This window comes from Synechococcus sp. BSA11S (genome assembly GCF_014224355.1).
Taxonomy (GTDB): Bacteria; Cyanobacteriota; Cyanobacteriia; order PCC-6307; family Cyanobiaceae; genus Regnicoccus_A.
The window spans coordinates 1-24091 of record NZ_VNWP01000023.1 but is presented as its reverse complement, the minus strand read 5'-3'; the positions used below and the strand labels follow the sequence as shown (position 1 = coordinate 24091).

Genomic DNA, 24091 nt, shown 5'->3' with positions numbered 1-24091 from the left:
CGCCCGCTTTCCCGGCGCCTCCTGCCGCTGCCGCCAGGCATAGAACCCGCTGCGGGCCACCCCCAGCTGCCGGCACAGCCAGGCCACCGAGTGTCGATCAGCAAGCTCATCGATCAGGCGAAACCTCTCGGCGGCAGCTGCTCCTACCGCAAGCGGAAGACCTTCGGTCTAGGGCAAAGTGCGCTGCCGCCAGCCTGAAAAAATCCTTCTCCCTCCTGAGCTCACGGTTCTCTTTACGGAGCCGGTTGAGCTCGGTGCGCTCCTCAGTGGTGAGAAGGCCCTGATCACGGGCTCCGCCCTGGCCGCGGTCGATACGGGCCTGGCGGACCCAGCGGGCCAGGCTGCTGGAGGGAAGCCCCAACCGCTCGGCCACGGTGTTGCAGGAGAGGCCCTCCTGCAGACAGAGCTCCACGGCCTCAGCCTTCTGCTGCGCCGTAAACCGGCGTCTGGTCCTGGTGGGGTTGGTCATCGTTGGACAGTCTGGTGGTCATGGCGTGACCCCTACCGACTTGTCCTTAAAACAGGGGGAACCCCAACCCCAGCAGCCTGTCATGCAGCTGGAACCGGTGACAACAAAGAACCGCCACAGGCAGAACCCGAGGCGGATTGGGGAACGCCCCGCAGGGGTATCAGGCCTTCTCCAGCTCCTTTTCAGCGAAGTTGTTGGTGTTGATGCCCCCTTCGGAGCCGCTGAAGCCGCTGTAATTCACCTTCTCGAAGCGCACCACCACGGGGTAGCGGATGCCCGAGGTGTCGACGGACGCCACGGTGCCGACTTCGTTGAACCAGTAGGACTCAGGCCGCTTGATGCGCACCTTGTCGCCGCGGGAGATCGCCATCGCTGCGCTGTTGTGGGGTGACTGCCAGTCGGAAGATACCTGCACCACAGGGGGGCTTAACCGCTGACGTCACGTTTCGTCGTTCGCGGGTTCGTGCCTGCATGGCACCATCAGCGATTGCGCCGCAGGTCGCCATGGAGGCCCCCTCCCTCAGCCTGGAGCTGCCCGATCCGGAGCGGGACGACATCAGCACCATGGAATTCCTCTCCCGTCTGGAGGAGGCCTGGGCTGTCTGCGATCGCTTCGACCTGCAGACGGAAATCTGGCGGGGCCGCATCCTGCGGGCCGTGCGGGACCGGGAGAAGCGGGGGGGTGAAGGCCGCGGTACCGGATTCCTGCAATGGCTGCGCGAGCGGGAGATCAGCAAGACACGGGCCTACGGCCTGATTCAGCTCGCCGATTCCGCAGACAACCTCGTGGGGGATGGGTTGCTGGAGCAGGAGAGCGTCAACAACTTCTCCAAGCGCGCCTTCCTGGACACGGCTCTGGCGGATCCGGAGGTTCAGCAGATGATCAGCGAGGCCGCCAATGACGGGCAGCAGATCACCCGCAAGCAGGTGCGTCGCCTCAGCGATGAATTCACCGCTGCCACCAGCCCGCTGCTGCCCGAGGAGATCCGCCAGCGGACCCAGGAGAACCTGCTGCCCCCCCGGGCGGTGGCCCCCCTGGTGCGGGAGCTGGCCAAGCTGCCTGACCCCCAGCAGGACGACCTGCGCCGCGCCCTGCGGGAGGAGCCCGAGCTGGAGCGGGTCAAGGACGTGACCAGCACCGCCCGCTGGCTGAGCAAGGCGGCCGAAGCCGGCCTGGCCGTGCGCGCCTTCCAGCAGGGTGATCTCAACCTCGAGAAAGCGTTGCAGGAGGCCCAGCGCCTCGATGCCCTCGGGCTGTTTGCCGATGCCGTCGGCCAGGCCCAGCAGCTGGAGAGCGCCGTGCTCAAGCTGCACACCAGCTGGCGACGCCTGGGAGGGCTGCAGGAACGCCTGTGGGTGGAGAGCGGCAGCAGCACCCCCCATCTGCGGGACCTGCTCACGGCCCTGCAGAGCCTGAGCGGTGCGACCTTGCGGGTCTCCCTGGGCGAGCTCGCCGGGGGCAAGCGGGTGCGTCTGCAACTGGTGGAGGAGACCCCCGACCAACTGACGCCACCGCCCCTGCCCTGAGCCGAGCCAGGGTTAGGGTCCCTGCGGTGAAGGGCTGACGTGTCAGTGGCGGCGGATCCGCTCGAATCGGAGCTCCAGCGCCATTTCGGTTGGCCCACCTTCCGCCCGGGTCAGCGCCCGGTGGTGGAGGCGCTGCTCTCCGGCCAGGACTGCCTGGCGGTGATGCCCACAGGGGGCGGCAAGTCGTTGTGTTTCCAGCTGCCGGCCCTGGTGCGCCAAGGCCTGGTGCTGGTCGTCTCGCCCCTGGTGGCCCTGATGCAGGATCAGGTGAGCCAACTGCAGCGGCGGGGTATCCCGGCGGCCAGCCTGCACCGCGGCCTTGACCTGCCCCCCCGCCGCGCCCTGTTGCGTCGGCTGGAGGAGAACCGCCTGCGGTTGCTCTACCTGGCCCCGGAGCGTCTGCAGGCGGAGGCCACCCGCCAGTTGCTGGAGGAGGTGCTGGAGCAGGGGCGCCTGGTGGCCCTGGCGGTGGATGAAGCCCATTGCATCAGTGCCTGGGGCCACGACTTCCGCCCTGATTACCGGCGGCTTGGACAGTTGCGCAGCCTCTGCCCCGGCGTGCCGCTGGTGGCCCTGAGCGCCACAGCGGCTCCCCGGGTGCGGGCCGACATCATCCGACTTCTCCAGTTGCGACGCCCCCTGGTTCAGGTGCGCTCGGCCCGGCGTTCCAATCTGACCTATGCCATGAAGCGGCGCCCCCAGGAGCCGCTGTCCCTGGTGCTGGAGGCGCTGGAGCAGGCCCGGGGGGCTGTGCTGATCTATGCGCGCACCCGCCGCTCGGTGGAGCACTGGGCAGCCCGTCTCAGCGCGGCCGGCCGTGAGGCGATCGCTTATCACGCTGGAATGGATCCTGAAAGCCGCCGGCTGGCCCTGGAGCACTTCCAGGAGAGTGCCCAGCCGGTGCTGGTGGCCACGGTGGCCTTCGGGATGGGGGTGGACCGCCCGGACGTGGGGCTGGTGCTGCACCTGGATCTGCCCGCCAGCGCGGAGGGCTATCTGCAGGAGTCGGGCCGGGCCGGCCGCGATGGCCAACCCGCCCGTTGCCTGGTGCTGTTCGATCCCTCCGATCGCCTCTCCCTGGGCTGGGCGATGCGAGCCTCGGCGCGGCAGATGAGCCAGGAGCTGCGGGATCAGGAGCGCCCGCGCCTCGACATCGCCCAGCAGCAACTGCGACGGATGGAGGCAGTGGCGGAGGGCAGCGGCTGTCGCGAGCAGGCCCTGCTGCTGGCGGTGGGGGAACTGGTGCCGCCCTGTGGCCGCTGCGATGTCTGCCAGCGGCCCCGGTCGATCAGCGACTGGTCGCCGGAGGCGGGCCGGGTGCTGGAGGCCCTGGCGCAGAAGGACGGGATCGATCTGCGCCGGCTGGCCGAGGCTCTGGCCCAGGCCCATGCGGGCGAGGAGCAGCGCTGGGGCTGGCTGACCCGCCGCCTGGTTCAGGAGGAGCTGATCAGTGAAAGCGACGACGGCAGCCAGCGACTCTGGTTGCGCACCGCTGGTCGTCACTACCTCCGTCAGCCCTGGCCCCTGCGCTGGGCGGCCTGAACCGACGGCCGAAAGCGAGGCTTCAACCGGCCGTCTGCTTGCAGGCGTCCTTGATCAGCTTCTCTTCAAAGTCGCTGCCGGGGTCCTCCCAGGTGCTCCAGGCCCCTGCCTCCCCGGTGGCATTGATCTTGCCCGCGGCGCAGTTGATCGCCACGAACACCGGCTGGCCGGTGCTGTTGAGAGCCGGGGCCACCTGGCTGCCGCCCATCGGCCGCCAGTTGGAGAAATCCACCTGCAGTGGCCCATAGGTGCGCCAGTCGGGTGGGGTGGTGTTGCTGGGGTCGGGTCTGGGTTCGGGCTCGGCTGCGGCCACCGCGGAGGGTTTCGGCGCGGGTGTTGTCGTGGGCTGGGCTGCAGAGGTGGGCTCGACCTCGGCTTCGTCAACCTCGGCTTCGGCGTTCTCAGTGGCGGGCAGGTCGTCCTGGGAGGGAGGATTGGGCGCCGGTTTCGGGGCCGACGCCTGGGGGGCAGGAGCGGGCTTGGCCTTCGCCGGCTCGGCTGGTGCTGGTTTGGTAGGTGCTGGTTTGGCGGCCACCGGTTTAGTGGCTGTGGGTTTGGTTGGCGGGGTTTTGCCGGCAGGCCTCACGGTGAGCTCGGTGCCAGCCCGCAGGGTGTCGGGACTTTCCAGCTTGTTCAGGCTCACCAGCTGGGCCACCGGCACCTCGTAGCGCCCGGCGATCTGCGTGAGGGTCTCTCCGGGTTGCACCACATGCACGCGCCCGGCCTTCGCCCCTGGCACCTTCAGGCGCTGCCCCACCTGCACCAGGTCAGCGTCCTCGAGGCCATTGAGCTCCATCAGCTCCCGCACGGAGATGCTGTAACGCTCGGCAATCTCCGAGAGGGTTTCACCGGAGCTCACGGTGTGGCCGGCCTGGGCCCTGGAGTCGGATCCGCTTCCACCAGTCTTGGCCTTCGCACCGTCGGGCAGCTTGAGCTTGGTGCCGGCCTCCACCAGATCGGCATCTTCGATGCCGTTGAGCTGCATCAGCTTCTGCACCGAAAGGCCATAGCGCTCGGCGATCTCCGAGAGGGTCTCTCCCGACTTCACCACGTGCTCAGTGGCAGTCAATCCTGGCAGGGGCTGGATCAGAGCCAGAGCCAGGGTGAAGGCGGCCAGGGCACGGCGCAAGGGGTGCGGACAGTGCATGGATCGCATTCGGCTGGGTGAACCTTACGTAGAACCCCTGGGGACCTCAGCCCAGCAGCCGTTTCACCAGAGCCAGCCGATCGCCGTAGGGGGGATAGCGGAAGGGGAGATCGAAGCGGAAGGGCCTGCGGAGCACGCTGCGCAGGTGGGAGAAGGTGTCGAAGCCCGCCTGACCGTGGTAGCGCCCCATGCCGCTCTCACCGACGCCGCCGAAGGGCAGCTCCGGGACCCCCACCTGCATCACCACATCGTTGAAGCAGACTCCGCCGGAACTGGTGCCGCCCAGCACCTGGTCCTGGGCCTCCTGGCTGCGGCTGAACAGGTAGAGAGCCAGGGGCTTGGCGCCCTGGCGGATCAGGTCGATGGCCTGGGGCAGCCCTGACACGCCGACCACCGGCAGCAGGGGGCCGAACAGCTCGCCGGCGAGCAAGGGATCGTCGTGGCTGCCGCGGGAGAGGAGTTCGGAGGCGCTGTCGCAGGCGATCAGGGTGGGGGCGATCCGCCGGGTGTGGGCGTCCACCTGGCCGCCGCTGAGCACCCTGCCGTCGCGACGAGCCCCTTCCAGCAGGGCCAGCAGGCGCTCGAACTGGGCCTGGTTGATGAGGCTGGCCAGGTCGGGGGAGGCGAGGGGATCGTCGCCGTAGGACTGCTGGAACTCTCCCCGCAGCCGCTCGATCAGGGCCGGCCGCACGGAGTTCTCCACCAGCAGGTGGTCTGGGGCGATGCAGGTCTGCCCGGCGTTGAGGCCCTTGCCCCAGGCCAGCCGCCGGGCGGCCACATCGAGATCAGCATCAGCCAGCACGATCGCCGGGCTGCGGCCTCCCAGCTCCAGGGTGACCGGGGTGAGATGGCGGGCCGCGGCGGCCATCACCAGCCGCCCTACCCGACCGCCGCCGGTGAAGAAGATGTGATCGAAGTGGAACTCCAGCAGCTCGCCGGCCACCTCCGCACCTCCCTCCACCACGGCCACGACCCCGGGATCCAGGTGGCGGGCCACCAGCCGGGCGATCAGGGCGGACGTGTGGGGCGCCTGCTCGGAGGGCTTGAGCACGGCGGTGTTACCCGCCGCCAGGGCGCTGACCAGGGGCTGAAGGGTGAGCGAGAAGGGATAGTTCCAGGGCCCGATGATCAGCACGCAGCCGAGCGGTTCGGCCACCAGCTCGGCCCGGCCGGGTCGCTGGGAGAGGGGAACGGAAATGGAGCGCGGGGCCATCCAGCGCTTCAGCTTCTTCTGGGCCAGCCGCAGCTCCTGCCGCACTGCCACCACCTCGAAGTAGGCCTCCACCGCTGGCTTGCCTAGATCGGCGGCCAGGGCCTCGAGGATCGCGTCCTCGTTCTCCGCCAGCAGCCCGTCGAGGCGCTGGAGCTGGGCCCGCCTCCAGGCCAGCGGCCGGGTGGCCCCCGAACTCACCGGCTCCCGCAGGCCCTTGATCGAGGGCAGGTCACCGACCGCGCTGGCTCCGCCAGCATCCGCCGCGGAGGAGGAGATGGAGGTCAGGCTCATCGACGGAGGTGCGAAGGTGGCGGCGGTACGGTCCGTTTCATGCTGACAGTTCACATCAGCCAGGCTAAAGACTGATGCTGGCCGGTGGAATCGGCCTGCATGGAACATCACCCGACCCGCACGAATCAGAGCCGATGCTCAGAACAAATTACCGCCATCTCACCCAGTTGAAGCCAGCTTGATCATCTGGCGAGGACTATGGCGGGAGGTCGGGTTGGGAAGCCCTTGACGAGACTTGAACTCGTGACCTCTCCCTTACCAAGGGAGTGCTCTACCGCTGAGCTACAAGGGCATGTGGAAAGGTGGGCCGGGTTGGATTTGAACCAACGTAGGCAGAGCCAGCGGATTTACAGTCCGCCCCCATTAACCACTCGGGCACCGACCCGAACCACACCTCGACAACTTACCAGCCGACCTCCCTCATGCAGCTGCTCGCGCTCAATGGCCCCAACCTCAACCTGCTGGGCAGCCGTGAGCCCGGCCTCTACGGGACGATGAGCCTGGAGTCGATCCGAAACGACCTCACCGAGCGGGCGGCGGCGCTGGGGGTTGATCTGGACTGGTTCCAGAGCAACCACGAGGGCGCCCTGGTGGACCGCATCCAGGCGGCCAGGGGCCAGAGCTCCGGCATCCTGATCAATGCCGCCGCCTACACCCACAGCTCGATCGCCCTGCGCGATGCCCTGCTGGCCGTGGCCATCCCCTATGTGGAACTGCACCTGAGCAACACCCACGCCCGCGAACCGTTCCGTCATCACTCCTTCCTGGCCGACCGGGCCGTGGGGGTGGTCTGCGGCTTCGGGTCCACTAGCTACCGGCTGGCTCTCGAGGGGCTGGTCGACCACCTGCGTCGACAGCCGTGACGACCCCGGCGGCCACCGTGGCCCGGGTGCGCTGGCTGGCGTCGCCCACCAGCGACGCCTGGCTGGAGCAGGCCCTGGCCCATCCGCTCGAGCTGCTGATCGATCACGCCCATTGCGAGCGCAAGGCGGCCGGGGCGGCCCTGCAGTTGATGTTCCGCTACCCCTCCGACGAGGATCTGGCCGCCGCCCTCAGCCCCCTGGCCCGGGAGGAGCTGGAGCATTTCGAGCGGGTGCTGGCCTTGCTGGGCCGCCGCGGCCAGGTCCTGCGTCCGCTGGCGGCTCCCCCCTACGGCGCCGCCCTCGCGAAGCTGGTGCGGCGCCAGGAACCCCAGCGCATGCTCGACAGCTTCCTGGTGGCCGGCCTGATCGAAGCCCGCAGCCACGAACGCATGGCCCTGCTGGCGGCCCACAGTCCGGACTCCGAGCTGAGCGACCTCTATGGGGAGCTGCTGGCCAGTGAGGCGCGTCATTTCGGCCTCTACTGGGTGCTCTGTGAGCGCCGCTGGCCCCGTCCGGTGGTGATGGAGCGTCTGGAGCAGCTGGCTGCCCACGAGGCCGAGCTGCTGGCCGGGCTTCACCCCCAGCCCCGGATGCACAGCTAAGGGTCGAGCAGGGGGTAGCGGGAGGCGATGTCGTCGCCGGTGAACTGGGCCACCCAGCCCTCAGGGTTGTCGAAGAAGCGCAGGGCCGTGAACCGGGGTGCTGCCCCCATGTCGAACCAGTGGCGGGTGCCGGCTGGAACGCCGATCAGGTCGCCGCTGGTGCATAGCACCTGCAGCACCTCCTCGCCGATGTGAAGGCAGAAGAGGCCCTGTCCCTCGACAAAGAAGCGCACTTCGTCCTCGGCGTGGGTGTGCTCCGCCAGGAATTTCCGGCGCAGGGCCTCCCGATCGGGATGGTCGGGTCCCAGCCGGATCGCGTCGACGGTGGGGTAGTTGCCCTGGCTCTGGATGCGGGCGATCTCGCTGGTGTAGGCGTTCAGGATGGCCTCCTGATCAGCGCCGTCCACCAGTTCGCCCCGGGCCGGCCAGCGCTCGAAGCGCAGCCCGCGGGCGGCCAGCTCAGCCGCGATCACTGCGCCGTCGTCGCTGCTGAGCAGGGGCATGGATGGGGAGTCATGGCCCTGCTTGGGTGGGTTGAGCTGATGGATCTGCAGGCGGCTCACGGCGGCGCAGCGGCGAGGGGATCGGCCCTGAGCCTAGAAAGCGTGCTGGCAGGCGCCGCCGGGAGCACCCCTGTGATCGATCGCTTTGATGCAGCCTCGGGGTTGAACTCAGCCTCAGGCCCGGGTCTGGTGCTGGTGGGGGTCGGTCCCGGCGATCCCGACCTGTTGACCGTGGCGGCAGTGCGGGCGATTCAGGAGGCGGAGGTGGTGGCCTACCCGGTGGCGCGCCTGGAGGCGGAGGGGATGGCCGCCACCATTGCCGCCCCCTGGCTGCGGCCGCACCAGCGGCGCTTGCCGCTGGTGTTCCCGATGGTGGTGGAGTCGGCACCGCGCCGCCTGGCCTGGCGCCAGGCGGCCGAGGCCCTGGCCCGCGAGGTGGCTGCCGGCCGGCGGGTGGTGCTCCTCTGCGAGGGCGATGTCTCCCTGTTCGCCAGCGCTTCCTACGTGCTGCTGGCCCTGCAGGAGCACCATCCCGGTTGCCCGCTGCGGTTGATTCCCGGGATTACCGCGGCGGCGGCGGCGGCGGCGGCCGGAGCCTGGCCCCTGGCCCTGCAGCGCCAGGCCCTGCAGGTCCTGCCCACCCCCGATGATCCCGCCGAGCTGGAGGCCCTGCTGGAGACCGCCCTGGCCTGCCCTGAAGGCCAGAGGCCCGTGCTGGCCCTGCTGAAGCTGGGCGCCCGCTGGAGCTGGGTCAGGCCCCTGCTGGAGCGGCGTGGGCTGCTGGAGGGCGCTCTCTTCGCCAGGCGCGTGGGCTGGCCCGAGCAGAGGGTGGCGCCGGCCACGGAAGTTCCACCCGATGGGGAAGGGACTTCCACCTATTTCAGCCTGCTGCTGATCCGTTGCGGCTGGCCGGACTTGCTCCCAGACACCCGGTATGGGCTGGGCTGATCGCCTCAGGGATGCTTCCCTGAGTCCATCGCCTGGAGGTCCGTGTACCCAATCGACTGGTTCGCCCTGCTCCACCCGGTGCTGGTGATTCTGTTCGTCTATCCGGTGGTGGGGGCGACCATTCGCCTTGGAATTCTGGCCAGGGAACGACGGTTGAAGATCCACCCCCAGCCACCCACCGTGGGGGTGGAGCACGCCGACCATGGCCGTTGGGTGACCGGCGGGATGGTGGTGGCGGTGCTCGTGGCCCTGATCTATTCCTTCACCAACAAATTCATCACCCCTGAGCCACCCTTCGCCGGGGGCGTCCAGCGACTGTCTCTGCTGCTGCTGGTGAGCGCGGGCACCTTCGCCAGCCTGCTGGGTCTGTGGCGGGTGAAGACCGCTGGCCTGCGCGCCAGCTTCGCTCTGCTCACGTGGGCCGGTCTGCTGGGGCTGGGCAGCCAGCCGGAGATCTGGCGCCTCAGCGACAACCCCTTCGAGGGGGCCTTCTGGGCCTCCCACTACTGGAGCGGTGTGCTGCTCACGGGCTTGATGCTGTTCTCGATGGCGGCCAAGCCGGAGATCTTCCGCTCCCTGAAGATGCGGCGCCTGCACGTGAGCGTGAACATCCTGGTGGCGGTGCTGCTGGCGGTTCAGGCGATCACCGGCAGCCGCGATCTGCTTGAGATTCCGGTGAGCTGGCAGAAGCCGGCGATCTATTCCTGCGATTTCGAGCAGCGCACCTGCCCGGCTCCGGCCAGCAGCTCCAGCGCTGCCGATGGGCTGGGGGCCCTCATCAGCTGATGGCGCAGCCGGGCGGCCCCGGCGAACCCCTGGCAGGTCCAGCTCAGATGCTTGCGCGCGATCAGCAGCCCCTGCTGCCCCCGTGCCTCCACCAGGGCCTCGAGGTGCTCCTGGGCCAGGGCCAGGCGCTGCGGAGTGCCAGGCAGGGGCGGCACTGGCCTGCCGCTCAGGGCCGCGTCGATGCGTCCCACCAGCCAGGGGGCCCCGAGCGTGCCCCGCCCCACCATCACGCCGTCGGCGCCAGTGCGCTCCAGGCAGGCGAGGGCCTGCTCAGGGCCGGTGATGTCTCCGTTGGCGATCAACGGAATCGAGAGGGCCTGCTTCACCCGGGCGATGGCGTCCCAGTCGGCTGATCCGGAGAAGCCCTGCTCGCGCGTGCGGCCATGCAGGGTGAGGGCCTGGGCCCCGGCCTCCTGCAGGGCCAGGGCGAAGCCCACCGGATCGGAGGAGTCGCCGCACCAGCCCAGCCGGGTCTTGACGGTGACCGGAACCGTGACGGCCGCGCTCACGGCCTCGACGATGCGGCTGGCCAGGGCAGGGTCGCGCAGCAGACCGCTGCCGCCACCCTTGCGGGCGATCTTGCGCACCGGGCAGCCCATGTTGATGTCGATCAGGAAGGCGCCTGACCCCTCGGCCCGCCGGGCCGCCTCGGCCATGGCGCCGGGCCGGTGGTCGAAGAGCTGAACGGCGATCGGCCCGGTCTCGGCCTCCAGTCCCGCCATCTTGTCGCCGCCATGGCCCAGCTCCAGGCTGGTGGCGTTGACCATTTCGGTGAACAGCAGGGCATCGGGCGCCCAGCGGCGCACGAAGCCACGGAAGATCCGGTCACTCACCCCGGCCAGGGGCGATTGCAGCACCCGGCAACGCAGGTTCCGTGGGGTGCCCCGACCCGGCAGGCTCAGGGGTGCATCGTGGAGGGAGGTGGGAGCCATGGCCATGTCAGCGGTGCAGCCGGAGTGCGGGCCGGATCCCTACCCGCTCAGCCGTCCCCTGTTGATGATGATCCTGGAGGACCGTCTCAGCGACCGTTTCGTCTGTGAGCTGATCTGGCGCCGGCTCGGTTACGCGCCTGATGGCCCGTTGCTCTGGCAGGCAGGCCCCACCACGCCTGCCGCCTGGGCCGAGGCCTTCCCCCGGGCGCCGCAGCTGATCGCCGAGCGGCCGGCCAGCGTGCGCCTGACCCGCTCCATTCCCGCTGAGCACAAGCAGTTGCTCAAGAGCCAGCTGGGCTTCGCCGGCTACCGGATCGGTGAGCTCGTGCCGCGCCGCACCCGCCGGGCCACGGCGGTGAGCTGGCTGCTGGCCGATCTGGCTGCCCGTGGGGAGGATCTGCCCGAGCAGGGGCCCCTTCCGGCACCTCTGGCCCCTCCCGCGTCGCCGGACCTGGGTCATCCCGGCGATCCAGCCGTGCAGTGATCCCTGCTGGATCGAAGGAGCGAATCGATGCAGCTTCAGTCTGTAGGGTTGTACCAGGACATCGTTGTTGAGATAAAAGTTTTTGGCGCTTCCAGTCGTCGCCATCATCGGGCGGCCCAATGTGGGCAAATCCACCTTGGTGAATCGGCTCTGCCGCAGCCGCGAGGCGATCGTGCACGATCAGCCCGGTGTCACCCGCGACCGCACCTACCAGGAGGGCTTCTGGGGGGATCGACGCTTTCGTGTGGTTGACACCGGCGGTCTCGTCTTCGATGACGACAGCGAGTTTCTGCCTGAGATCCGCGAGCAGGCCAACCTCGCCCTGGCGGAAGCCTCCGTGGCTGTGGTGATCGTCGATGGCCAGCAGGGACTCACCGCCGCCGATCAGTCGATCGCCGATTGGTTGCGGGGCCAGAAGGTGCCCGTGCTGCTGGCGGTGAACAAGTGCGAATCGCCCGACCAGGGCCTGGCCATGGCCGCCGACTTCTGGGGCCTGGGTCTGGGTGAGCCCCATGCGGTCTCGGCCATCCACGGCGCCGGCACCGGAGATCTGCTCGACAAGGTGATCGGTTTTCTGCCGACCACCCCCGAGGTGGACAGCGAGGAACCGATCCAGCTGGCGATCATCGGCCGCCCCAATGTGGGTAAATCCAGCCTGCTCAACTCCATCTGCGGCGAAGCGAGGGCGATCGTCAGCCCGATCCGGGGCACCACCCGCGACACGATCGACACCACGATCGAGCGGGAAGGCAAGACCTGGAAACTGCTGGACACCGCCGGCATCCGCCGCCGCCGCAGCGTCAGCTACGGACCCGAATACTTCGGCATCAACCGCAGCTTCAAGGCGGTGGAGCGCAGTGATGTGTGTGTGCTGGTCATCGACGCCCTCGATGGTGTCACGGAGCAGGATCAGCGGGTGGCGGGCCGCATCGAAGAAGACGGCCGCGCCTGCGTGATCGTCGTCAACAAGTGGGACGCGATCGAGAAGGACAGCCACACCATGGCGGCGATGGAGAAGGAGCTGCGCGCCAAGCTCTATTTCCTCGACTGGGCGCCGATGCTGTTCACCTCCGCCCTCACCGGCCAGCGGGTGGAGAGCATCTTCGCCCTGGCGCTGCTGGCGGTGGAGCAGCACCGCCGCCGGGTCACCACGTCGGTGGTGAACGAAGTGCTGCAGGAGGCGGTGAGCTGGCGGTCGCCCCCCACCAGCCGCGGTGGCCGCCAGGGCCGCATCTATTACGGCACCCAGGTGGCCACCCGCCCCCCCAGCTTCACCCTGTTCGTGAACGACCCGAAGCTGTTCGGCGAGACCTACCGCCGATACGTGGAACGCCAGATCCGCGAAGGTCTGGGCTTCGAGGGCTCACCGATCCGGCTGTTCTGGCGCGGCAAGCAGCAGCGCGATGCCGAGAAGGACCTGGCCCGGCAGCAGAGCCGTTCAGCGTCCTGATGATCAGCTTCCTGATGGTGCGCCCCTGATGGACTGGCTGCGTCAGCTGCCGATTGGCCAGTATGTCGATGGGCAGACGGGATGGTTGAGGCGGCTCGATGCCCGCCTGAAGCTGGGCTGGACCGTGGCCTTCCTGATCACCCCGATCCTGGCCGGACCCCTGTGGCGCCTGGCCCTGGTGGCCCTGCTGCTGCTGATCACTGCAGTCTGCGGACTGCCCTGGCGCCTCTGGCGACGGAACCTGCCGGTGCTGCTGGCCCTCTGCCTGCTGGTGGGTCTGCTGGCGTCGCTGGTGCCTGTGGGAGTCGTGGCCTCCGCCGGCGCGATGCGCTCGCCCCAGGAACTGCAGCTGGCTCCCGTAACCCAGGGGCAGCCAGCCCCGCGGCGTCAGGGCCTGAGCTGGGAGGTGCTGCGCTGGGGCCCCATCCAGCTCGGTCCTCTGCCGATCGGTCCGCTGGTGGTGAACCGCCGCTCCGCCAAGCTCGGCCTCAACAGCGCCACGCTGCTGTTCACCCTCCTGCACAGCGCCAATCTGCTGCTGCTCTCCACCCCGCCAGAGGAACTGGTCTGGGCGCTGAGCTGGGGGATCACCCCCCTGGGCGCCCTGGGCCTGCCGGTGGAGCGGCTGGGCTTCACCCTGCTCCTCTCCCTGCGCTTTCTCCCCCTGGTGCAGGAGGAGTTCCAGAACCTGCTGCGCTCGATCGCCACCCGGGCCGTGAATCTCAGGAGCCTGGGCTGGAAAAGTGGCTTCGGGCTCGTGCTGGCCGTGGCGGAGCGGTTGCTCGCCAATCTGCTGCTGCGCTCCGAGCAGGGGGCCGAAGCTCTGATGGCCCGCGGCGGCCACTGGGTGCCACCTGCGCAGATGCGGCTGGCCCGCCGGGCGGCCCGGAGCCTCAATCTGGTGGCGGCAAGCGCACTTTTTCTGTTTCTTGGACTGCGCTGGCAGTACGGTGCGTTGTAATTGGTAGCCATTGCATCCGACAGTGAGCGTCGACGCCACCACCGAGCGTTATCTGAACCATCCGACGTTCGGGCTCCTCTACCGGGTGGCTCCTGCGGGTCAAGGTCGTGATCTCTTTGCCACCCTCTACGCTCAGCGGATGTTCTTTCTGGTGACCCTGCAACCGCGCGGGGCCCAGTTCGAGGTGATTCCGCTCATGGATGCCCGCCATGTGGCGGAGCAGAATCTGGCGCGGGCACGGCGGGATGGCAGTGCCCAGCTGCCCCGCTGGCGTCAGCTGTTCGATCAGACCTTCATCTGATCCCGATCTTCCCCCGAACTGACGGGATGACCGACGCCACGGCAGCCTCCACACCCGCGGACGCCCTGGCCCGGCGGTTGAAGGCCCTGCAGCTGCAATTGCCGCCGCAAGCCAGATTGCTGGCGGTCAGCAAGGGCCAGCCCGCGGCCCGCCTGCGCGAGGCCGCGGCCCTGGGGCTGCGCAGCTTCGGCGAAAGTCGCCTGCAGGAGGCCCAGGCCAAGCAGGCGGAGCTCAGCGACCTCGAACCCCTCGACTGGCATTTCATCGGCCGGCTCCAGGCCAACAAGGCCAGGGGCGTGCTGCGCCACTTCGGCACGATCCATTCCGTCGACAGCCTTTCCCTGGCGGAGCGTCTGCAGCGGATCGCCGCCGAGGAGCAGCTCAGCCCGCGGGTGCTCCTGCAGGTGAAGCTGCGGCCGGATCCCGGCAAGACGGGCTTTGATCCTCGGGAGCTCGAGCAGCACTGGCCCCAGCTGCGCGGGCTGGCTCCTCTTCGCCTGGTGGGCCTGATGACCATCGCCCCGCTGGGGCTGGAGGCCGACCAGCGCTTCAGCCTGTTCCAGGACTGCGCTGCGCTGGCCGCGACCCTGTGCCTGACGGAGCTTTCCATGGGCATGAGCGGTGACTGGCCGGAGGCGGTTCGGGCCGGCAGCACCTGGGTGCGGATCGGCTCGGCCCTGTTCGGCCCACGGCCCTGAACAGTGTTTCGGAAATCGGTATCCAGGATGTGTCCAGTTGCAACCAAAGGCGTGGGACGCTAAGTAAGTACATCTCCATCCGAAGGTATCCACGGTGTCGTTGTTCTCCCGCCTGCGTGCCGTCGTTTCCGGAGACGACTACCTCGACGGCGACTACGACGACGAACTGGACTATGACCCCGGCGACGAGCCATCCAGCTCGGCTCCACCCAGTCGTGGGTCCCTCTCCAGCAGCAGTGCCCTCGCCCTGACGAGCGACTTCGGTGCAGACGATCCCTTTGGCTCCGTGAGCTCCCCCAGCAATGTGATCGGCATGCCGGGGCTCTCGTCCTCAGCGGCGGAGGTGACCCTGATGGAGCCGAGGAGCTTCGATGAGATGCCCCGTGCCATCCAGGCCCTGCGCGACCGCAAGACCGTGATCCTCAACCTCACGATGATGGAGCCAGATCAGGCTCAGCGGGCCGTTGATTTCGTGGCGGGTGGCACCTTCGCCATCGATGGCCACCAGGAGCGGGTGGGCGAGAGCATCTTCCTGTTCGCCCCCAGCTGCGTCACGGTCACCACGGCCAGTGGTGAGGAGCCCTCCTCACCCACGATCGTTCCCAGCCCCGATTCCTCCGGCGCCGAGGCCGATCCGGCCGCTCCCAGCCCCGCCTGGGGGCGTCAGGACTCCGCCACCGGTTTCGGCCTCTGACGCCTCCCGGTCTCGGCGTGATCGGCCTGGGCCGCATGGCCCGGGCCCTGCTGATGCCGCTGCTTGAGCAGGGGATCATCCCCCGTGATCAGGTGCAGGCGGTGGTGGGCAGCGAAGAGTCCGCCCGGCGTCTCCAGGCCGAGCTCGGGGTGGCCGTGGGGTGCGATCCCTCTTCCGCCTGGGCTGCTCCTGTGGTGTTGCTGGCGGTCAAGCCCCAGTTGCTGGAGGAGGTGGCCTCCGCCGCGCCGCCACCGCCGCCAGCTGGTCAGGAAGCACCCCTGCTGCTCTCCGTGCTGGCCGGGGTCACCCTGGGGCGGCTGCAGCAGGCCTTCCCAGGTTGGCGTTGTGTCCGGGCCGTACCCAACACCCCGTGCCTGGTGGGAGCCGGAATCACGGGCCTGGCCTGGGGCGAAGACCTCCCCGCCGAACAGCGCCGGTGGGTGCTCGATCTCTTTGCCAGCGTCGGGGTGGTGAAGGTGTTGCCGGAGAGCCAGCTGGATGGGCTGCTGGCCCTGGCCTCTTCCGGACCGGCCCTGGCGGCGCTGCTGCTTGAGGCGCTTGCTGATGGCGGTGTGGCCTCAGGGCTGCCTCGGGCGCTGGCCCTGGAGCTGGCCCTGGGCATGATGAGCGGCTCGGTGGCGCTGCTGCGGGAGCAGGGTCTGCACCCGGCCCAGCTCAAGGACATGGTGGCCAGCCCGGCCGGCACCACAATCGCGGCTCTGCGGGAGCTCGAGCGGGGAGGGGTTCGCGGTGCACTGATCGAGGCCGTGCTGGCGGCGGCGGAGCGCAGCCGGGCCCTCAATTCCGGCTAGGGTTTCTGCCCCAGGCGTGGCTCTTCTCCCGCCAACACCCGTTTCAGGTTGCTTCGGTGACGCCAGACCACCAGCACGGTGGTGAGCAGGGCCAGAGCCAGGTAAGCCGGCCTCAGACCTGTGCCCGCTGCGGCAAATGATCCCAGCATCAGCAGGGGCAGGCTGAGGGCCGCCACCACACTGGAGAGCGAAACGATCCGACTGAGGGTGAGGCAGGCCAGAAAGATGCCGAAGCAGGCCAGACCCACGGCGGGCACCAGGCCGAGCAGCATCCCCAGCCCCGTGGCCACGGCCTTGCCCCCTTTCCAGCCCAGCCAGATGGGCCAGCTGTGGCCCGCCAGGGCCGCCAGGCCGGCAGCCACCACCCACCAGTCGGTGCTGGGGGTGAACCCCGTTGGCTGGAGCAGGGCCTTGGCCAGCAGCACGGCGGCGCTGCCCTTGAGCACATCCACCAGGAACACCACCAGGGCAGGACCCTTGCCCAGTTGCCGCAGCACATTGGTAGCGCCGGTGGATCCCGATCCCAGCTGGCGCAGGTCGATGCCGGCGAGCCAGCGGCCGGCCAGCCAGCCCGTGGGCAGCGACCCCAGCAGGTACCCAGCCGCCAGCACCAGCAGCGGCAACAGGGGAGAGCTCATGCCAGGTCCTGCTCCAGGGCCAGTTCGTCGGGGGCGGCGGCAAAAGCGAGCCAGAGGGGGAACTGAAGCACCGGGATGTCGACCACCTGCTCAGCGGCATCGACCACGATGAAGGGCAGCTCGCCGCGCTCCTCGAGCCGGTCGGCCCGCTCGATCAGGGCATCGGGGCGCTCGAACAGCACGATGCCGCTGTTCGGGCCGAAATCTTCCTTGGCAAGGCCCAGGCAGTCCTGCAACCCGCGGCGCCATTCACCGAGCCGCTCCGGTTCTCCGGCCAGCACCAGGGTCTGGAAGCGGTCACCGTAGAGGTCCCCCAGGATCGCCACGGCCCCGGCGGTGATCAGGGCATTGCGGTTGCGGCTGCCGCTGCTGGCCTGGGCTCCCCGCCCGCCCTGGTTGAGGAACCAGTCGTCGAGCAGGGCGGCGGCGGCAGGTTCGAGGCTGCGCCGCAGTTTCCAGGGATCGGCGTAGAAATCGGGCTGGCCCTGAAAGAGGGCCAGGCGATCGCGGATCAGCTCGGCGTCCTGGCTGAACTGGCCCGCCGCCGCCGGAGGGCTCTGCTGGACCACCGGCGAGGCTGTCGGCATCGCCTCCGGCGCAGGGTCCAGGGGGGAGGGCTGCACCTGCAGCGGCTGCACCACCAGGTCCATCAGCTCCGCCTGGCCTGCCAGATCCTGCAGCGCCACCACCAGGTAGTCCTGGAAACCCTTGAGCCGGCGGGCGATGCCGTCGGCCCGGCCGCTGAGGGTTCCATCGAGATCCTGCTCCAGTTGCTTCCGTCGCTGTTCCAGGGCCTCGATCTCGGCCAGCAGGGCCGCTCGCCGCTCACGCAGGTCGATCAATGCCAGCTCCATCAGGGCTTTCCGCTCCCCCCCCTGCTCAGGGGGGGACTCGGCCACCGCTTCAGGGGGCGTGGTGGGCGTGGAATCGCTCATGGCAGGCTGCTGAGGTGGAGGTCCAGCTGCTGGCGCAGGGCGGTGGCATCAAACAGCACCGGCAGCAGGTGGGGGCTCCGCCGTTCACGGAAATAGAACAACACCGGCAGCGGCCACCAGAACAGTGTCCAGGCGGTCCATTCGCTGTAGGGGAAGCGGCGCAGCAGCGTGGAGCGGCTCCACACCAGCAGGGCATCGCTGCTGAACTGCAGCCGCAGCAACAGGGTCTGCAGGAGGAGAAACAGTCCGAGCAGTCCCACCACACCGGCCGCGATCGGCGCCCAGCTCCAGATGCGTTGCAGGGGCACAAGCGCCAGGCCGATGGTGATCACGCCCAAGGGGACCCAGGGCCGTGGCGCCAGGATGGTTCCGGCGGCCGGATCGGGGCCGCTCAGGGTTGCGGGTTCGCTGGTTTCCGGGCTGGTCCCCGGAGGACTCAAGGGAGAGGTCATCACCCCATGCTGCAGTGCCTGCCCCCCACCTGACCAGCACGCCTCCGTCGGAGCCCTGCCGCGACCCCTCCAGCCGCCTCAGGTCCCGAACAACACCTGGGTGAGGACCACGTCCACCAGGCTCACCGTCACCAGGATCATCACCACGGCGCCGGTTGTGCTGGTGCCCACTTCCTTGGGGCCGCCCCGGGTGGTGAGGCCCCAGCCGCAGGCGATCACCGCGATCTGCAGGCCGAACACCAGGGCCTTGACCAGCATCGAGGGGAGGTCGGAGGGCTCCATCCAGGTGCGCACGGAGTTCCAGAACACCGAGGGGGGGATCGAGTACAGGAACGTGCTGCTCACCTGGCCCGACCAGACCCCCACCACGAAGAACAGCAGGCACTGCACCGGCGCCATCACCACCATCGCCAACACCCGGGGCACCACCAGGTACTCCACAGGGTCGGTGCGCAGCATCGTGATCGCATCGATCTGCTCGGTCACCTGCATCGTGCCCAGCTGGGCGGCGAAGGCGGTGGCCACTTTCCCCGTGAGCAGAGTTGCGGTGAGCAGAGGGGCGATCTCCCGCGCCAGACTGAGGGCCAGGATGCCTCCCACGGAGAAGCCGGCACCCTGGCTGGTGAGTTCGGCCGCCACCTGGATGTTGAACACCGTGCCGACGGCCAGGGCGGTGATGAACACGATCAGGAAGCTGCCGGGTCCGGCTTCGAGCATCTGCTCGAACAGATCGTTGATGTTGAGGCGTCCTTTGGCGAGGGCCGAGATCGCCTGACCGCCGATCAGGGCACTGCTGCCCAGGCGCTGCAGCCAGCGGGGAAGTCTCATGGTTGAAGCACCGGCCTGCGACGGCGCCGCTCGGGCCAGCGTCGCATCACCACCAGCCCCACCAGGATCAGCACCACCGGAATGATGCCCATGCACAGCCTGATCGTGAGCAGGGCGGAGTCGGGCTGGAGCAGGCCCCGAGCCGCTTTGTAGCCGCTGATGCTGAGGATGTTGCCGAGGACGAACACCGCCACACCGATGCCCAGCTTCTGGGTGATCACCATCCAGGCGGTGTAGAGCCCGGCGGGCTTGTCGGGATCGGCATCGATGGCATCAGGCAGCAGGGCCCAGGGGATCAGGTAGGCGGTGGCGGCGCCGAGACCCACCAGCAGGATCGTGGCCACCAGCAGCGACAGGTTGAGAATGTTGCCGGCCGAGCCGGTGGGAGAGACCTCAGGGTTGAGAGGCACCAGCACCATCGCCGCCATGCAGCCCACCATCCAGAGCCCCACGCCCCAGCGCAGGGCATGGACGCGGCCGTGCCAGTAGGCCACCCAGCTCCAGAGCTGCAGCCCGGCGAGGGCACTGAGCTGGAAGGGAATCAGGATCCAGGTGCTCCAGCTCTCGGGGATGCGCATCACCACCGTGAGGAAGATCAGTGACACGGGTTGCATCAGCTGAAGGGCTCCCCAGAGCAGCAGGTAGAGACCCAGCACCCGCAGGAAGCGGCCGTTGCGGCTGATCCGCCGCAGCTGTTGGCGGATCGGTTCGGGATGGCCGCTGGGGCGCTGACAGTTGCGGGCGTAGGGGGCCAGTCCCCAGGCGCAGACCAGGCTGGTGACGGTGATCAGTCCACCGGAGATCAGCCCCATGCGCTGGTAGCCCGCGGCGCCTCCGCCCACCAGCAGGGCCCCCAGCACCAGCCCGCTCAGACCAGCGATGATCGAGCCGGTGAAGCGCAGGGCGTTGAGCCGGGTTCGCAGGGGGGTGTCGGTGGTGAGCTCGCAGGCCAGGGCCGCGTAAGGCAGGTTGACGCAGGTGTATAGCGCCATCGCCACCAGCTGGATCAGCACGAAGAAGCCGAACTTCTGCCAGTCGTTGCCGGGGGGCACCCACCACATCGCCGCCATGCCCAGCCCGAGCGGCACGGCACTGCCTGCGATCCAGGGAATGCGGGGACCCCAGCGGCTCTTGGTGTGGTCGCTGAGGAACCCGACGATCGGGTCGTTGATGCCGTCCCAGAGCTTGATCACCATCAGCACCAGGCCCGCCATCCAGGCCGGCAGGCCAGCCACCCCGGTGTAGAAGACGAACAGGTAGAACCCGAGCAGGGTGGCGGCCATGCCGGTGCCTGCATCGCCGAGTCCATAGGCCCAGAGCATCCGCCGCCGGTCCCCGCCGCTGAGGCTGGAGACATCGCTGACTTCTCTGGGCGCCTGGGGGCTCAGGGTGGTCTCGGGGGAGGTCAAGAAGGGTTGTCCCAGGCGCAGGTCATAATGCTGCAGACAAGCGTTCGCAACTGCCGCTGGGGCCGGGCCGAGCGCTCACCGAAGGTACATTTGTACTGGTGCGGGCGTAGTTTAGTGGTAAAACCTCAGCCTTCCAAGCTGATGATGCGGGTTCGATTCCCGCCGCCCGCTTCCTTTTCTCAATAAGGGCTTTCGGCTCAGACTCCTTGTTGTGATTGGCTTTCGGCCCGCCAGCCGCAGCCAGCCCCTGGTCGCCCTTGCCAGGCTGTGAGACGAAACGTCTCACATGCCGGCGGCCCGTGACTGGGAGGACACGATCAGGGCGGTGGTGTCTCATGCCCTGTCTCAGAAGGGCTGCCGCCGTGGCTGGCCGGTGCTCAATCACCGCGGTCATGCGCGACTGAACATTGCTGCAGGGGCTGGGCGAGGCAGGCGGCGGCAGGTGCTACTGCCTATTCCGTGGGAGTGCGATCAGATCGACCAGATCCGCGATGCGGTGGTTCAGGTCTATGAGGAGTTCCAGCAGGGCATCGAGCCTGATGCCTGCGTGGCACGAAGGCCCCGTGCCGATGGATCGAGGGGAGCAGAGGGGGAGACCGCTGCAGGCCGCAGCCCGCAGGCAGGCCACCCCTGCAGGCCCAGGCCCAGGGGAACGGCGGCGGTGCTTGCCCCGGGAGACTGGGAAGAGCTGATCGCTGCTTTCCGGGAGCACAAGCTGATCAGTGGCGAGATCAAGCCCTCGACCTGGTAGCGGGTCAACCGGCACCACATGAACCCCGTGCTCGATCTTGCGTTGGTGCGGGCCATCCCGGATGCCCGCTGGCGCTTTGCCTTTCAGCTGATGGCGGCCTACGGACTGCGCCCGGAGGAGCTCCAACATCTGCAGATCCGCCAGGGACGCCTCTGGTGCATGTATGAGAAGGTCGCCTCCCGCGGCAAGACCCGGCCAAGGGTGTTGCGGCCGCTGCCCTGTGATGACTGGGCAGACGGTTGGCGCCTGGAGGAGCGTTTCTCGACCCAGGAGCTGCCGCCGATGCAGCCCGGGTTGGGTGGTGGCTACGTGGGCACTACCTGATGAATCGACCGCTCTGGAAGGAGCTCCGGCGTGAGTACGAGGCCAAGGGCGAGAAGCTGGTGCCCTACTCATGCCGCCACGGCTACGCCCACCGGACCCACGTGATCTGCGACCTGCCGCCCAAGGTGGTGGCCGCGGCGATGGGCCACAGCGTGCAGACCCATCTGGCGGCCTACAGCCGCTGGTGCGGGGATGACGTGGTGGATGACGCCTTCGCCAAGGCAGAACAACGGCTGGGCCAGGGGCTTTGTGTTCAGAGCTCAGCGGCGTAGTGCCGCACGGCCTGCGAGAACCTGCTCAACCCTTGTTCCTCCAGGGTTACCAGGTACTCCTCGACTGTCTTGGGCTGCTTCTTCAGGCTGGCTCGGTGCGCACGCATCGCCGCGCAGGCCCACTCGGCATCGAGGTTCAAGCATCGTAGATGACGGTGAAGCGATTTACCTCAGTAGCCCATGCCCAGCTCCTGGGCCTGGGCAGTCAGCTCATCGAGGGCCGCGGCACGCTGCTGATCGATGGCGTGCTTGTAGGCCATCAGGTCGGTCAGGCGGATGCGCGCTGGCCACCTTCCAGATCGAGGGAGAGGCTGGCTTGCCGCCGGCCATAGCTGGCACGGAAGCCGGCGAGATCGCGCAAGCTCGCCCCTGAGGCCTCAGCCGCCTCTGCCGTGGGGATCACGGGCTCAATGGAGCGGGGAGAGCGACGGCCATGGGCAACGGGGGGGAAAGCCGCTGGACAGTAATCGCACTATCCGCAGCATCTGTGAGAGCGATAGGTTCGCGCGTGCTGTGCCTGCTGAGGACCTGACCCGAGCCAATGGTCTTGTTCAGGCTTTCATTGGCTCCGCAGCCTCTATCAGGCGGCGGCCATGTACGGCCGTCCCCCGTACAATGGTGAAGCTGCTTCCTGGTGTGCCATGTCACCGGTCGAGACCGCGCTCCATGCGGCGATCGAAGCGATCGACGAGCCCCGCTCCGCTCGGATGGACCAGCGCACCAAGCCCTCGGTGAAGGCCAGCATTGAGGCGGCGGCTGATCTGATGGGAATCGAGGCCTCCGCCTTCGTGGTGATGTCGGCGTATGCACGCGCCCAGGAGCTGCTCAGTGGGAGGCAGCAGACCCTGCTCAGCCAGAGCGATCACCAGGCCCTGCTCGCCGCCCTCGACGAAGAGACCACGCCAACGCCCGCCCTGCTGGAGGCTTGGCAGCTGCACCAGGACCAGGTCGTGCGCTCCTGATCCGGTGGCGGTTCGGATCGAAGTCTTTGACCCTGGCCTGCACGACACCAAGGACTTCCGCTGCGGCAGCGACAGCCAGGACAACTTTCTGCGCCGCTCCGCCAAGCGCCAGCAGCGTGATGGCTACACCAGGCTCTACGTCGCCACAGACGCCGCCCAGGTCGATGAACCTCGGGCCTGCCTGGGCTTCTACGCCATCAATGCCCATGCCATTGGCGTAGCCGATGTGCCTTCCGATGCCGCCCCGCGGGCACCGCGCTCGAACCTGATCCCAGGTGTTTTTCTCAGTCACCTCGCTGTCGATGGGAGACAGCACGGAAAGGGACTGGGGCGCATCCTGCTGGTTGATGCCATGCAGCAGTGCCAGCGGGCGGGGCAGATCCTGGGTGTGCGGCTGATGGTGCTCGATGTGGTGGGCGCTGCTGGAGAAGTGGAACGCGCACGCCTTCACAGCTTCTATGCGTCGATGGGGTTTCGGTCCTTGCCAGGACGACCGGAGCGGTTGTTCCTCTCTCTGAGTGCCCTTCCACCTCTGCAATCGGGCGGATAAGGCATCAGAGGCGCAGATGTTTCCGGCTCCAGCCGGTGATTGTTGCCTCCACGTTCTCGAGGTGCCACTGCAGGGGCACGCGACCCTGGGTGCAGCCGCAGCTGGCGGAGGGTTTCGCGGCTCATCCCAAGGGCTGCTCAGGCCTCTGCCGTCGTCACCCAGACCCGGTGACGTCCGGATGGGGGTGGCGTCGTCTGGTTCTCCATCAGGCCAGCTCCCGGAGCACACTGACCACGGCGGGATTCCAGAGGATCTGGTAGCCGCTGTGGCCGCCGCGGCAATAGGGCAGGGCTTCTGCCCAATGCAGGCCGGCATTGGTGAGCTCCCATTCCCCAAGCTGATTGCGGATCTGCAGCCCGCAGGCTGCGAGGTGTTGGTTGGTGTCCTTGGCCTTCATCCCCAACAGCTGCCCGAGCCCCGTGGCATTGAGTGAGCAGATCGGCGCCGCCGCCGCCGGCAGGGCTCGCCACAGGGTTTCGGTCGCCAGGCACGGCGTAGCGCCCTGTCCGGCGGATCGCCGGCAGCACCTCGTGCGTGACCCAGCGCTTGAAGCGCTGGGCCTCCGGCTTGCGGCTGCCGAGGACCAAGGTGTAGAGCCTGCACGGCGACGATTAGGTAGGCGGTCGCTTTGCATCAACAACTTGTTACCCATTTCAATTGACGCCTGGTAACACTGGCTTCTGCACGCTTTCACCTTCCTGCAGGCTTGGAGGCCCGGCCACCGCCAGAGCGGCCATCTCGTTCTCG

The 24091-nt window shown here is 68.3% G+C and carries 32 protein-coding genes and 3 tRNA genes; 20 read left to right on the top strand and 15 right to left on the bottom strand.

Annotated elements, in window-relative coordinates; all coding sequences use genetic code 11:
• A partial coding sequence (locus tag FPZ61_RS15685; protein WP_255441656.1) for a hypothetical protein occupies positions 1-198 on the top strand: 198 nt, incomplete at its 5' end.
• Here the strand turns inward: FPZ61_RS15685 and FPZ61_RS15975 are convergent.
• Both FPZ61_RS15975 and FPZ61_RS14155 read right to left on the bottom strand, forming a co-directional pair.
• Positions 107-469 carry a transposase gene (locus FPZ61_RS15975; protein ID WP_185467250.1) on the bottom strand — a complete coding sequence of 121 codons (363 nt, stop codon included), beginning with the start codon at positions 467-469 and terminating at the stop codon, positions 107-109. The genes FPZ61_RS15685 and FPZ61_RS15975 overlap by 92 nt on opposite strands.
• A 160-nt stretch (positions 470-629) precedes the next feature.
• Positions 630-839, bottom strand: a complete 210-nt coding sequence (locus FPZ61_RS14155) for a photosystem I reaction center subunit IV (protein ID WP_185467249.1) — start codon at positions 837-839, stop codon at positions 630-632.
• Between the two features lie 134 nt (positions 840-973).
• Here FPZ61_RS14155 and FPZ61_RS14150 point away from each other — a divergent pair, with 134 nt between their 5' ends.
• Together FPZ61_RS14150 and FPZ61_RS14145 are read left to right on the top strand one after the other, a co-directional pair.
• Positions 974-1996, top strand: a complete 1023-nt coding sequence (locus FPZ61_RS14150; RefSeq protein WP_255441655.1) for a hypothetical protein — start codon at positions 974-976, stop codon at positions 1994-1996.
• 45 nt (positions 1997-2041) lie between these two features.
• On the top strand, positions 2042-3538 hold the full coding sequence (locus FPZ61_RS14145; RefSeq protein WP_185474874.1) for an ATP-dependent DNA helicase RecQ: 1497 nt from the start codon (positions 2042-2044) through the stop codon (positions 3536-3538).
• 22 nt (positions 3539-3560) lie between these two features.
• On the opposite strand, the gene FPZ61_RS14140 is transcribed toward FPZ61_RS14145, so the two are convergent.
• The 4 genes from FPZ61_RS14140 to FPZ61_RS14125 all read right to left on the bottom strand — a co-directional run bounded on the left by FPZ61_RS14140 (position 3561) and on the right by FPZ61_RS14125 (position 6574).
• A complete protein-coding gene (locus FPZ61_RS14140) occupies positions 3561-4685 on the bottom strand; it encodes a LysM peptidoglycan-binding domain-containing protein (protein WP_255441654.1) in 1125 nt (374 codons plus the stop codon).
• 46 nt (positions 4686-4731) lie between these two features.
• Positions 4732-6189: an aldehyde dehydrogenase family protein gene (locus tag FPZ61_RS14135; RefSeq protein WP_185467245.1), complete on the bottom strand. Its 1458-nt coding sequence runs from the start codon at positions 6187-6189 to the stop codon at positions 4732-4734.
• Positions 6190-6409: 220 nt separating this feature from the next.
• A tRNA-Thr gene (locus FPZ61_RS14130) sits at positions 6410-6481 on the bottom strand.
• An 11-nt stretch (positions 6482-6492) separates the two neighbouring features.
• A tRNA-Tyr gene (locus FPZ61_RS14125) sits at positions 6493-6574 on the bottom strand.
• 37 nt (positions 6575-6611) lie between these two features.
• Between FPZ61_RS14125 and aroQ the strand changes: the two genes are divergently transcribed.
• Positions 6612-7052, top strand: coding sequence for a type II 3-dehydroquinate dehydratase (gene aroQ, locus FPZ61_RS14120; RefSeq protein ID WP_185467244.1), 441 nt, complete (start codon positions 6612-6614; stop codon positions 7050-7052).
• On the top strand, positions 7049-7654 hold the full coding sequence (locus FPZ61_RS14115) for a tRNA-(ms[2]io[6]A)-hydroxylase (RefSeq protein WP_185467243.1): 606 nt from the start codon (positions 7049-7051) through the stop codon (positions 7652-7654). The genes aroQ and FPZ61_RS14115 overlap by 4 nt, the downstream gene beginning before the upstream one ends.
• Here FPZ61_RS14115 and FPZ61_RS14110 read toward each other — a convergent pair.
• Entirely contained in the window at positions 7651-8217 is a 567-nt protein-coding gene (locus FPZ61_RS14110) for an acireductone dioxygenase (protein WP_370593475.1), read from the bottom strand. The genes FPZ61_RS14115 and FPZ61_RS14110 overlap by 4 nt on opposite strands.
• Between FPZ61_RS14110 and cobI the strand changes: the two genes are divergently transcribed.
• Both cobI and FPZ61_RS14100 read left to right on the top strand, forming a co-directional pair.
• On the top strand, positions 8170-9105 hold the full coding sequence (gene cobI / locus FPZ61_RS14105; RefSeq protein ID WP_370593474.1) for a precorrin-2 C(20)-methyltransferase: 936 nt from the start codon (positions 8170-8172) through the stop codon (positions 9103-9105). The two genes, FPZ61_RS14110 and cobI, sit on opposite strands and share 48 nt — an antisense overlap.
• Before the next feature lie 42 nt (positions 9106-9147).
• Positions 9148-9891 carry a DUF4079 domain-containing protein gene (locus FPZ61_RS14100; RefSeq protein ID WP_185467241.1) on the top strand — a complete coding sequence of 248 codons (744 nt, stop codon included), beginning with the start codon at positions 9148-9150 and terminating at the stop codon, positions 9889-9891.
• Here FPZ61_RS14100 and dusB read toward each other — a convergent pair.
• Positions 9804-10823 (bottom strand): tRNA dihydrouridine synthase DusB, encoded by a 1020-nt coding sequence (gene dusB, locus FPZ61_RS14095; RefSeq protein ID WP_185467240.1) that lies wholly within the window; start codon positions 10821-10823, stop codon positions 9804-9806. The two genes, FPZ61_RS14100 and dusB, sit on opposite strands and share 88 nt — an antisense overlap.
• Between dusB and FPZ61_RS14090 the strand changes: the two genes are divergently transcribed.
• The 7 genes from FPZ61_RS14090 to proC all read left to right on the top strand — a co-directional run bounded on the left by FPZ61_RS14090 (position 10822) and on the right by proC (position 16223).
• Entirely contained in the window at positions 10822-11307 is a 486-nt protein-coding gene (locus tag FPZ61_RS14090) for a DUF1823 family protein (RefSeq protein ID WP_255441653.1), read from the top strand. The two genes, dusB and FPZ61_RS14090, sit on opposite strands and share 2 nt — an antisense overlap.
• Positions 11308-11389: 82 nt before the next feature.
• Complete coding sequence (gene der / locus FPZ61_RS14085; RefSeq protein ID WP_185467239.1) at positions 11390-12757, top strand: ribosome biogenesis GTPase Der; 1368 nt, start codon at positions 11390-11392, stop codon at positions 12755-12757.
• Positions 12758-12785: 28 nt separating this feature from the next.
• Complete coding sequence (locus FPZ61_RS14080) at positions 12786-13718, top strand: CbiQ family ECF transporter T component (RefSeq protein ID WP_185474873.1); 933 nt, start codon at positions 12786-12788, stop codon at positions 13716-13718.
• A 22-nt stretch (positions 13719-13740) separates the two neighbouring features.
• Positions 13741-14019, top strand: coding sequence for a PipX family protein (locus tag FPZ61_RS14075; RefSeq protein ID WP_185467237.1), 279 nt, complete (start codon positions 13741-13743; stop codon positions 14017-14019).
• 26 nt (positions 14020-14045) lie between these two features.
• Positions 14046-14717: a YggS family pyridoxal phosphate-dependent enzyme gene (locus FPZ61_RS14070; protein WP_185467236.1), complete on the top strand. Its 672-nt coding sequence runs from the start codon at positions 14046-14048 to the stop codon at positions 14715-14717.
• A 94-nt stretch (positions 14718-14811) separates the two neighbouring features.
• Positions 14812-15411, top strand: coding sequence for a cell division protein SepF (locus FPZ61_RS14065; RefSeq protein ID WP_185467235.1), 600 nt, complete (start codon positions 14812-14814; stop codon positions 15409-15411).
• Positions 15408-16223 (top strand): pyrroline-5-carboxylate reductase, encoded by an 816-nt coding sequence (gene proC / locus FPZ61_RS14060; protein WP_255441657.1) that lies wholly within the window; start codon positions 15408-15410, stop codon positions 16221-16223. The genes FPZ61_RS14065 and proC overlap by 4 nt, the downstream gene beginning before the upstream one ends.
• Here the strand turns inward: proC and plsY are convergent.
• The 5 genes from plsY to FPZ61_RS14035 form a co-directional block, all read right to left on the bottom strand.
• Positions 16220-16861, bottom strand: coding sequence for a glycerol-3-phosphate 1-O-acyltransferase PlsY (plsY, locus tag FPZ61_RS14055; RefSeq protein ID WP_185467234.1), 642 nt, complete (start codon positions 16859-16861; stop codon positions 16220-16222). The genes proC and plsY overlap by 4 nt on opposite strands.
• Positions 16858-17796, bottom strand: a complete 939-nt coding sequence (locus tag FPZ61_RS14050) for a DUF3086 domain-containing protein (RefSeq protein ID WP_185467233.1) — start codon at positions 17794-17796, stop codon at positions 16858-16860. The genes plsY and FPZ61_RS14050 overlap by 4 nt, the downstream gene beginning before the upstream one ends.
• Complete coding sequence (locus FPZ61_RS14045) at positions 17793-18248, bottom strand: DUF3119 family protein (protein ID WP_185467232.1); 456 nt, start codon at positions 18246-18248, stop codon at positions 17793-17795. The genes FPZ61_RS14050 and FPZ61_RS14045 overlap by 4 nt, the downstream gene beginning before the upstream one ends.
• Before the next feature lie 78 nt (positions 18249-18326).
• Positions 18327-19076 (bottom strand): ABC transporter permease, encoded by a 750-nt coding sequence (locus FPZ61_RS14040; RefSeq protein WP_185467231.1) that lies wholly within the window; start codon positions 19074-19076, stop codon positions 18327-18329.
• Positions 19073-20485, bottom strand: a complete 1413-nt coding sequence (locus FPZ61_RS14035) for an MFS transporter (protein WP_185467230.1) — start codon at positions 20483-20485, stop codon at positions 19073-19075. Before FPZ61_RS14035 ends, FPZ61_RS14040 begins: the two co-directional genes overlap by 4 nt.
• A gap of 100 nt (positions 20486-20585) precedes the next feature.
• On the opposite strand from FPZ61_RS14035, the gene FPZ61_RS14030 reads away from it, so the two are divergent.
• From FPZ61_RS14030 to FPZ61_RS14015, 4 genes are all read left to right on the top strand, one after another.
• Positions 20586-20656: transfer RNA gene (locus FPZ61_RS14030), tRNA-Gly, on the top strand.
• Between the two features lie 271 nt (positions 20657-20927).
• Positions 20928-21236 (top strand): hypothetical protein, encoded by a 309-nt coding sequence (locus FPZ61_RS14025; protein ID WP_185467229.1) that lies wholly within the window; start codon positions 20928-20930, stop codon positions 21234-21236.
• A gap of 18 nt (positions 21237-21254) precedes the next feature.
• The gene (locus FPZ61_RS14020; RefSeq protein WP_185467228.1) at positions 21255-21560 is read left to right on the top strand and encodes a hypothetical protein; all 306 of its coding nucleotides are present in this window, start codon (positions 21255-21257) and stop codon (positions 21558-21560) included.
• A complete protein-coding gene (locus FPZ61_RS14015; RefSeq protein ID WP_185467227.1) occupies positions 21560-21832 on the top strand; it encodes a hypothetical protein in 273 nt (90 codons plus the stop codon). The genes FPZ61_RS14020 and FPZ61_RS14015 overlap by 1 nt, the downstream gene beginning before the upstream one ends.
• On the opposite strand, the gene FPZ61_RS14010 is transcribed toward FPZ61_RS14015, so the two are convergent.
• Positions 21814-21972 carry a hypothetical protein gene (locus FPZ61_RS14010; RefSeq protein ID WP_185467226.1) on the bottom strand — a complete coding sequence of 53 codons (159 nt, stop codon included), beginning with the start codon at positions 21970-21972 and terminating at the stop codon, positions 21814-21816. The genes FPZ61_RS14015 and FPZ61_RS14010 overlap by 19 nt on opposite strands.
• A gap of 501 nt (positions 21973-22473) precedes the next feature.
• Between FPZ61_RS14010 and FPZ61_RS14005 the strand changes: the two genes are divergently transcribed.
• Together FPZ61_RS14005 and FPZ61_RS14000 are read left to right on the top strand one after the other, a co-directional pair.
• On the top strand, positions 22474-22794 hold the full coding sequence (locus FPZ61_RS14005) for a DUF1778 domain-containing protein (RefSeq protein WP_185467225.1): 321 nt from the start codon (positions 22474-22476) through the stop codon (positions 22792-22794).
• Between the two features lie 4 nt (positions 22795-22798).
• The gene (locus FPZ61_RS14000; RefSeq protein WP_185467224.1) at positions 22799-23344 is read left to right on the top strand and encodes an N-acetyltransferase; all 546 of its coding nucleotides are present in this window, start codon (positions 22799-22801) and stop codon (positions 23342-23344) included.
• 205 nt (positions 23345-23549) lie between these two features.
• Here FPZ61_RS14000 and FPZ61_RS15680 read toward each other — a convergent pair whose 3' ends face one another.
• Positions 23550-23741 (bottom strand): hypothetical protein, encoded by a 192-nt coding sequence (locus tag FPZ61_RS15680; protein ID WP_255441651.1) that lies wholly within the window; start codon positions 23739-23741, stop codon positions 23550-23552.
• Between the last annotated feature and the right edge of the window lie 350 nt (positions 23742-24091).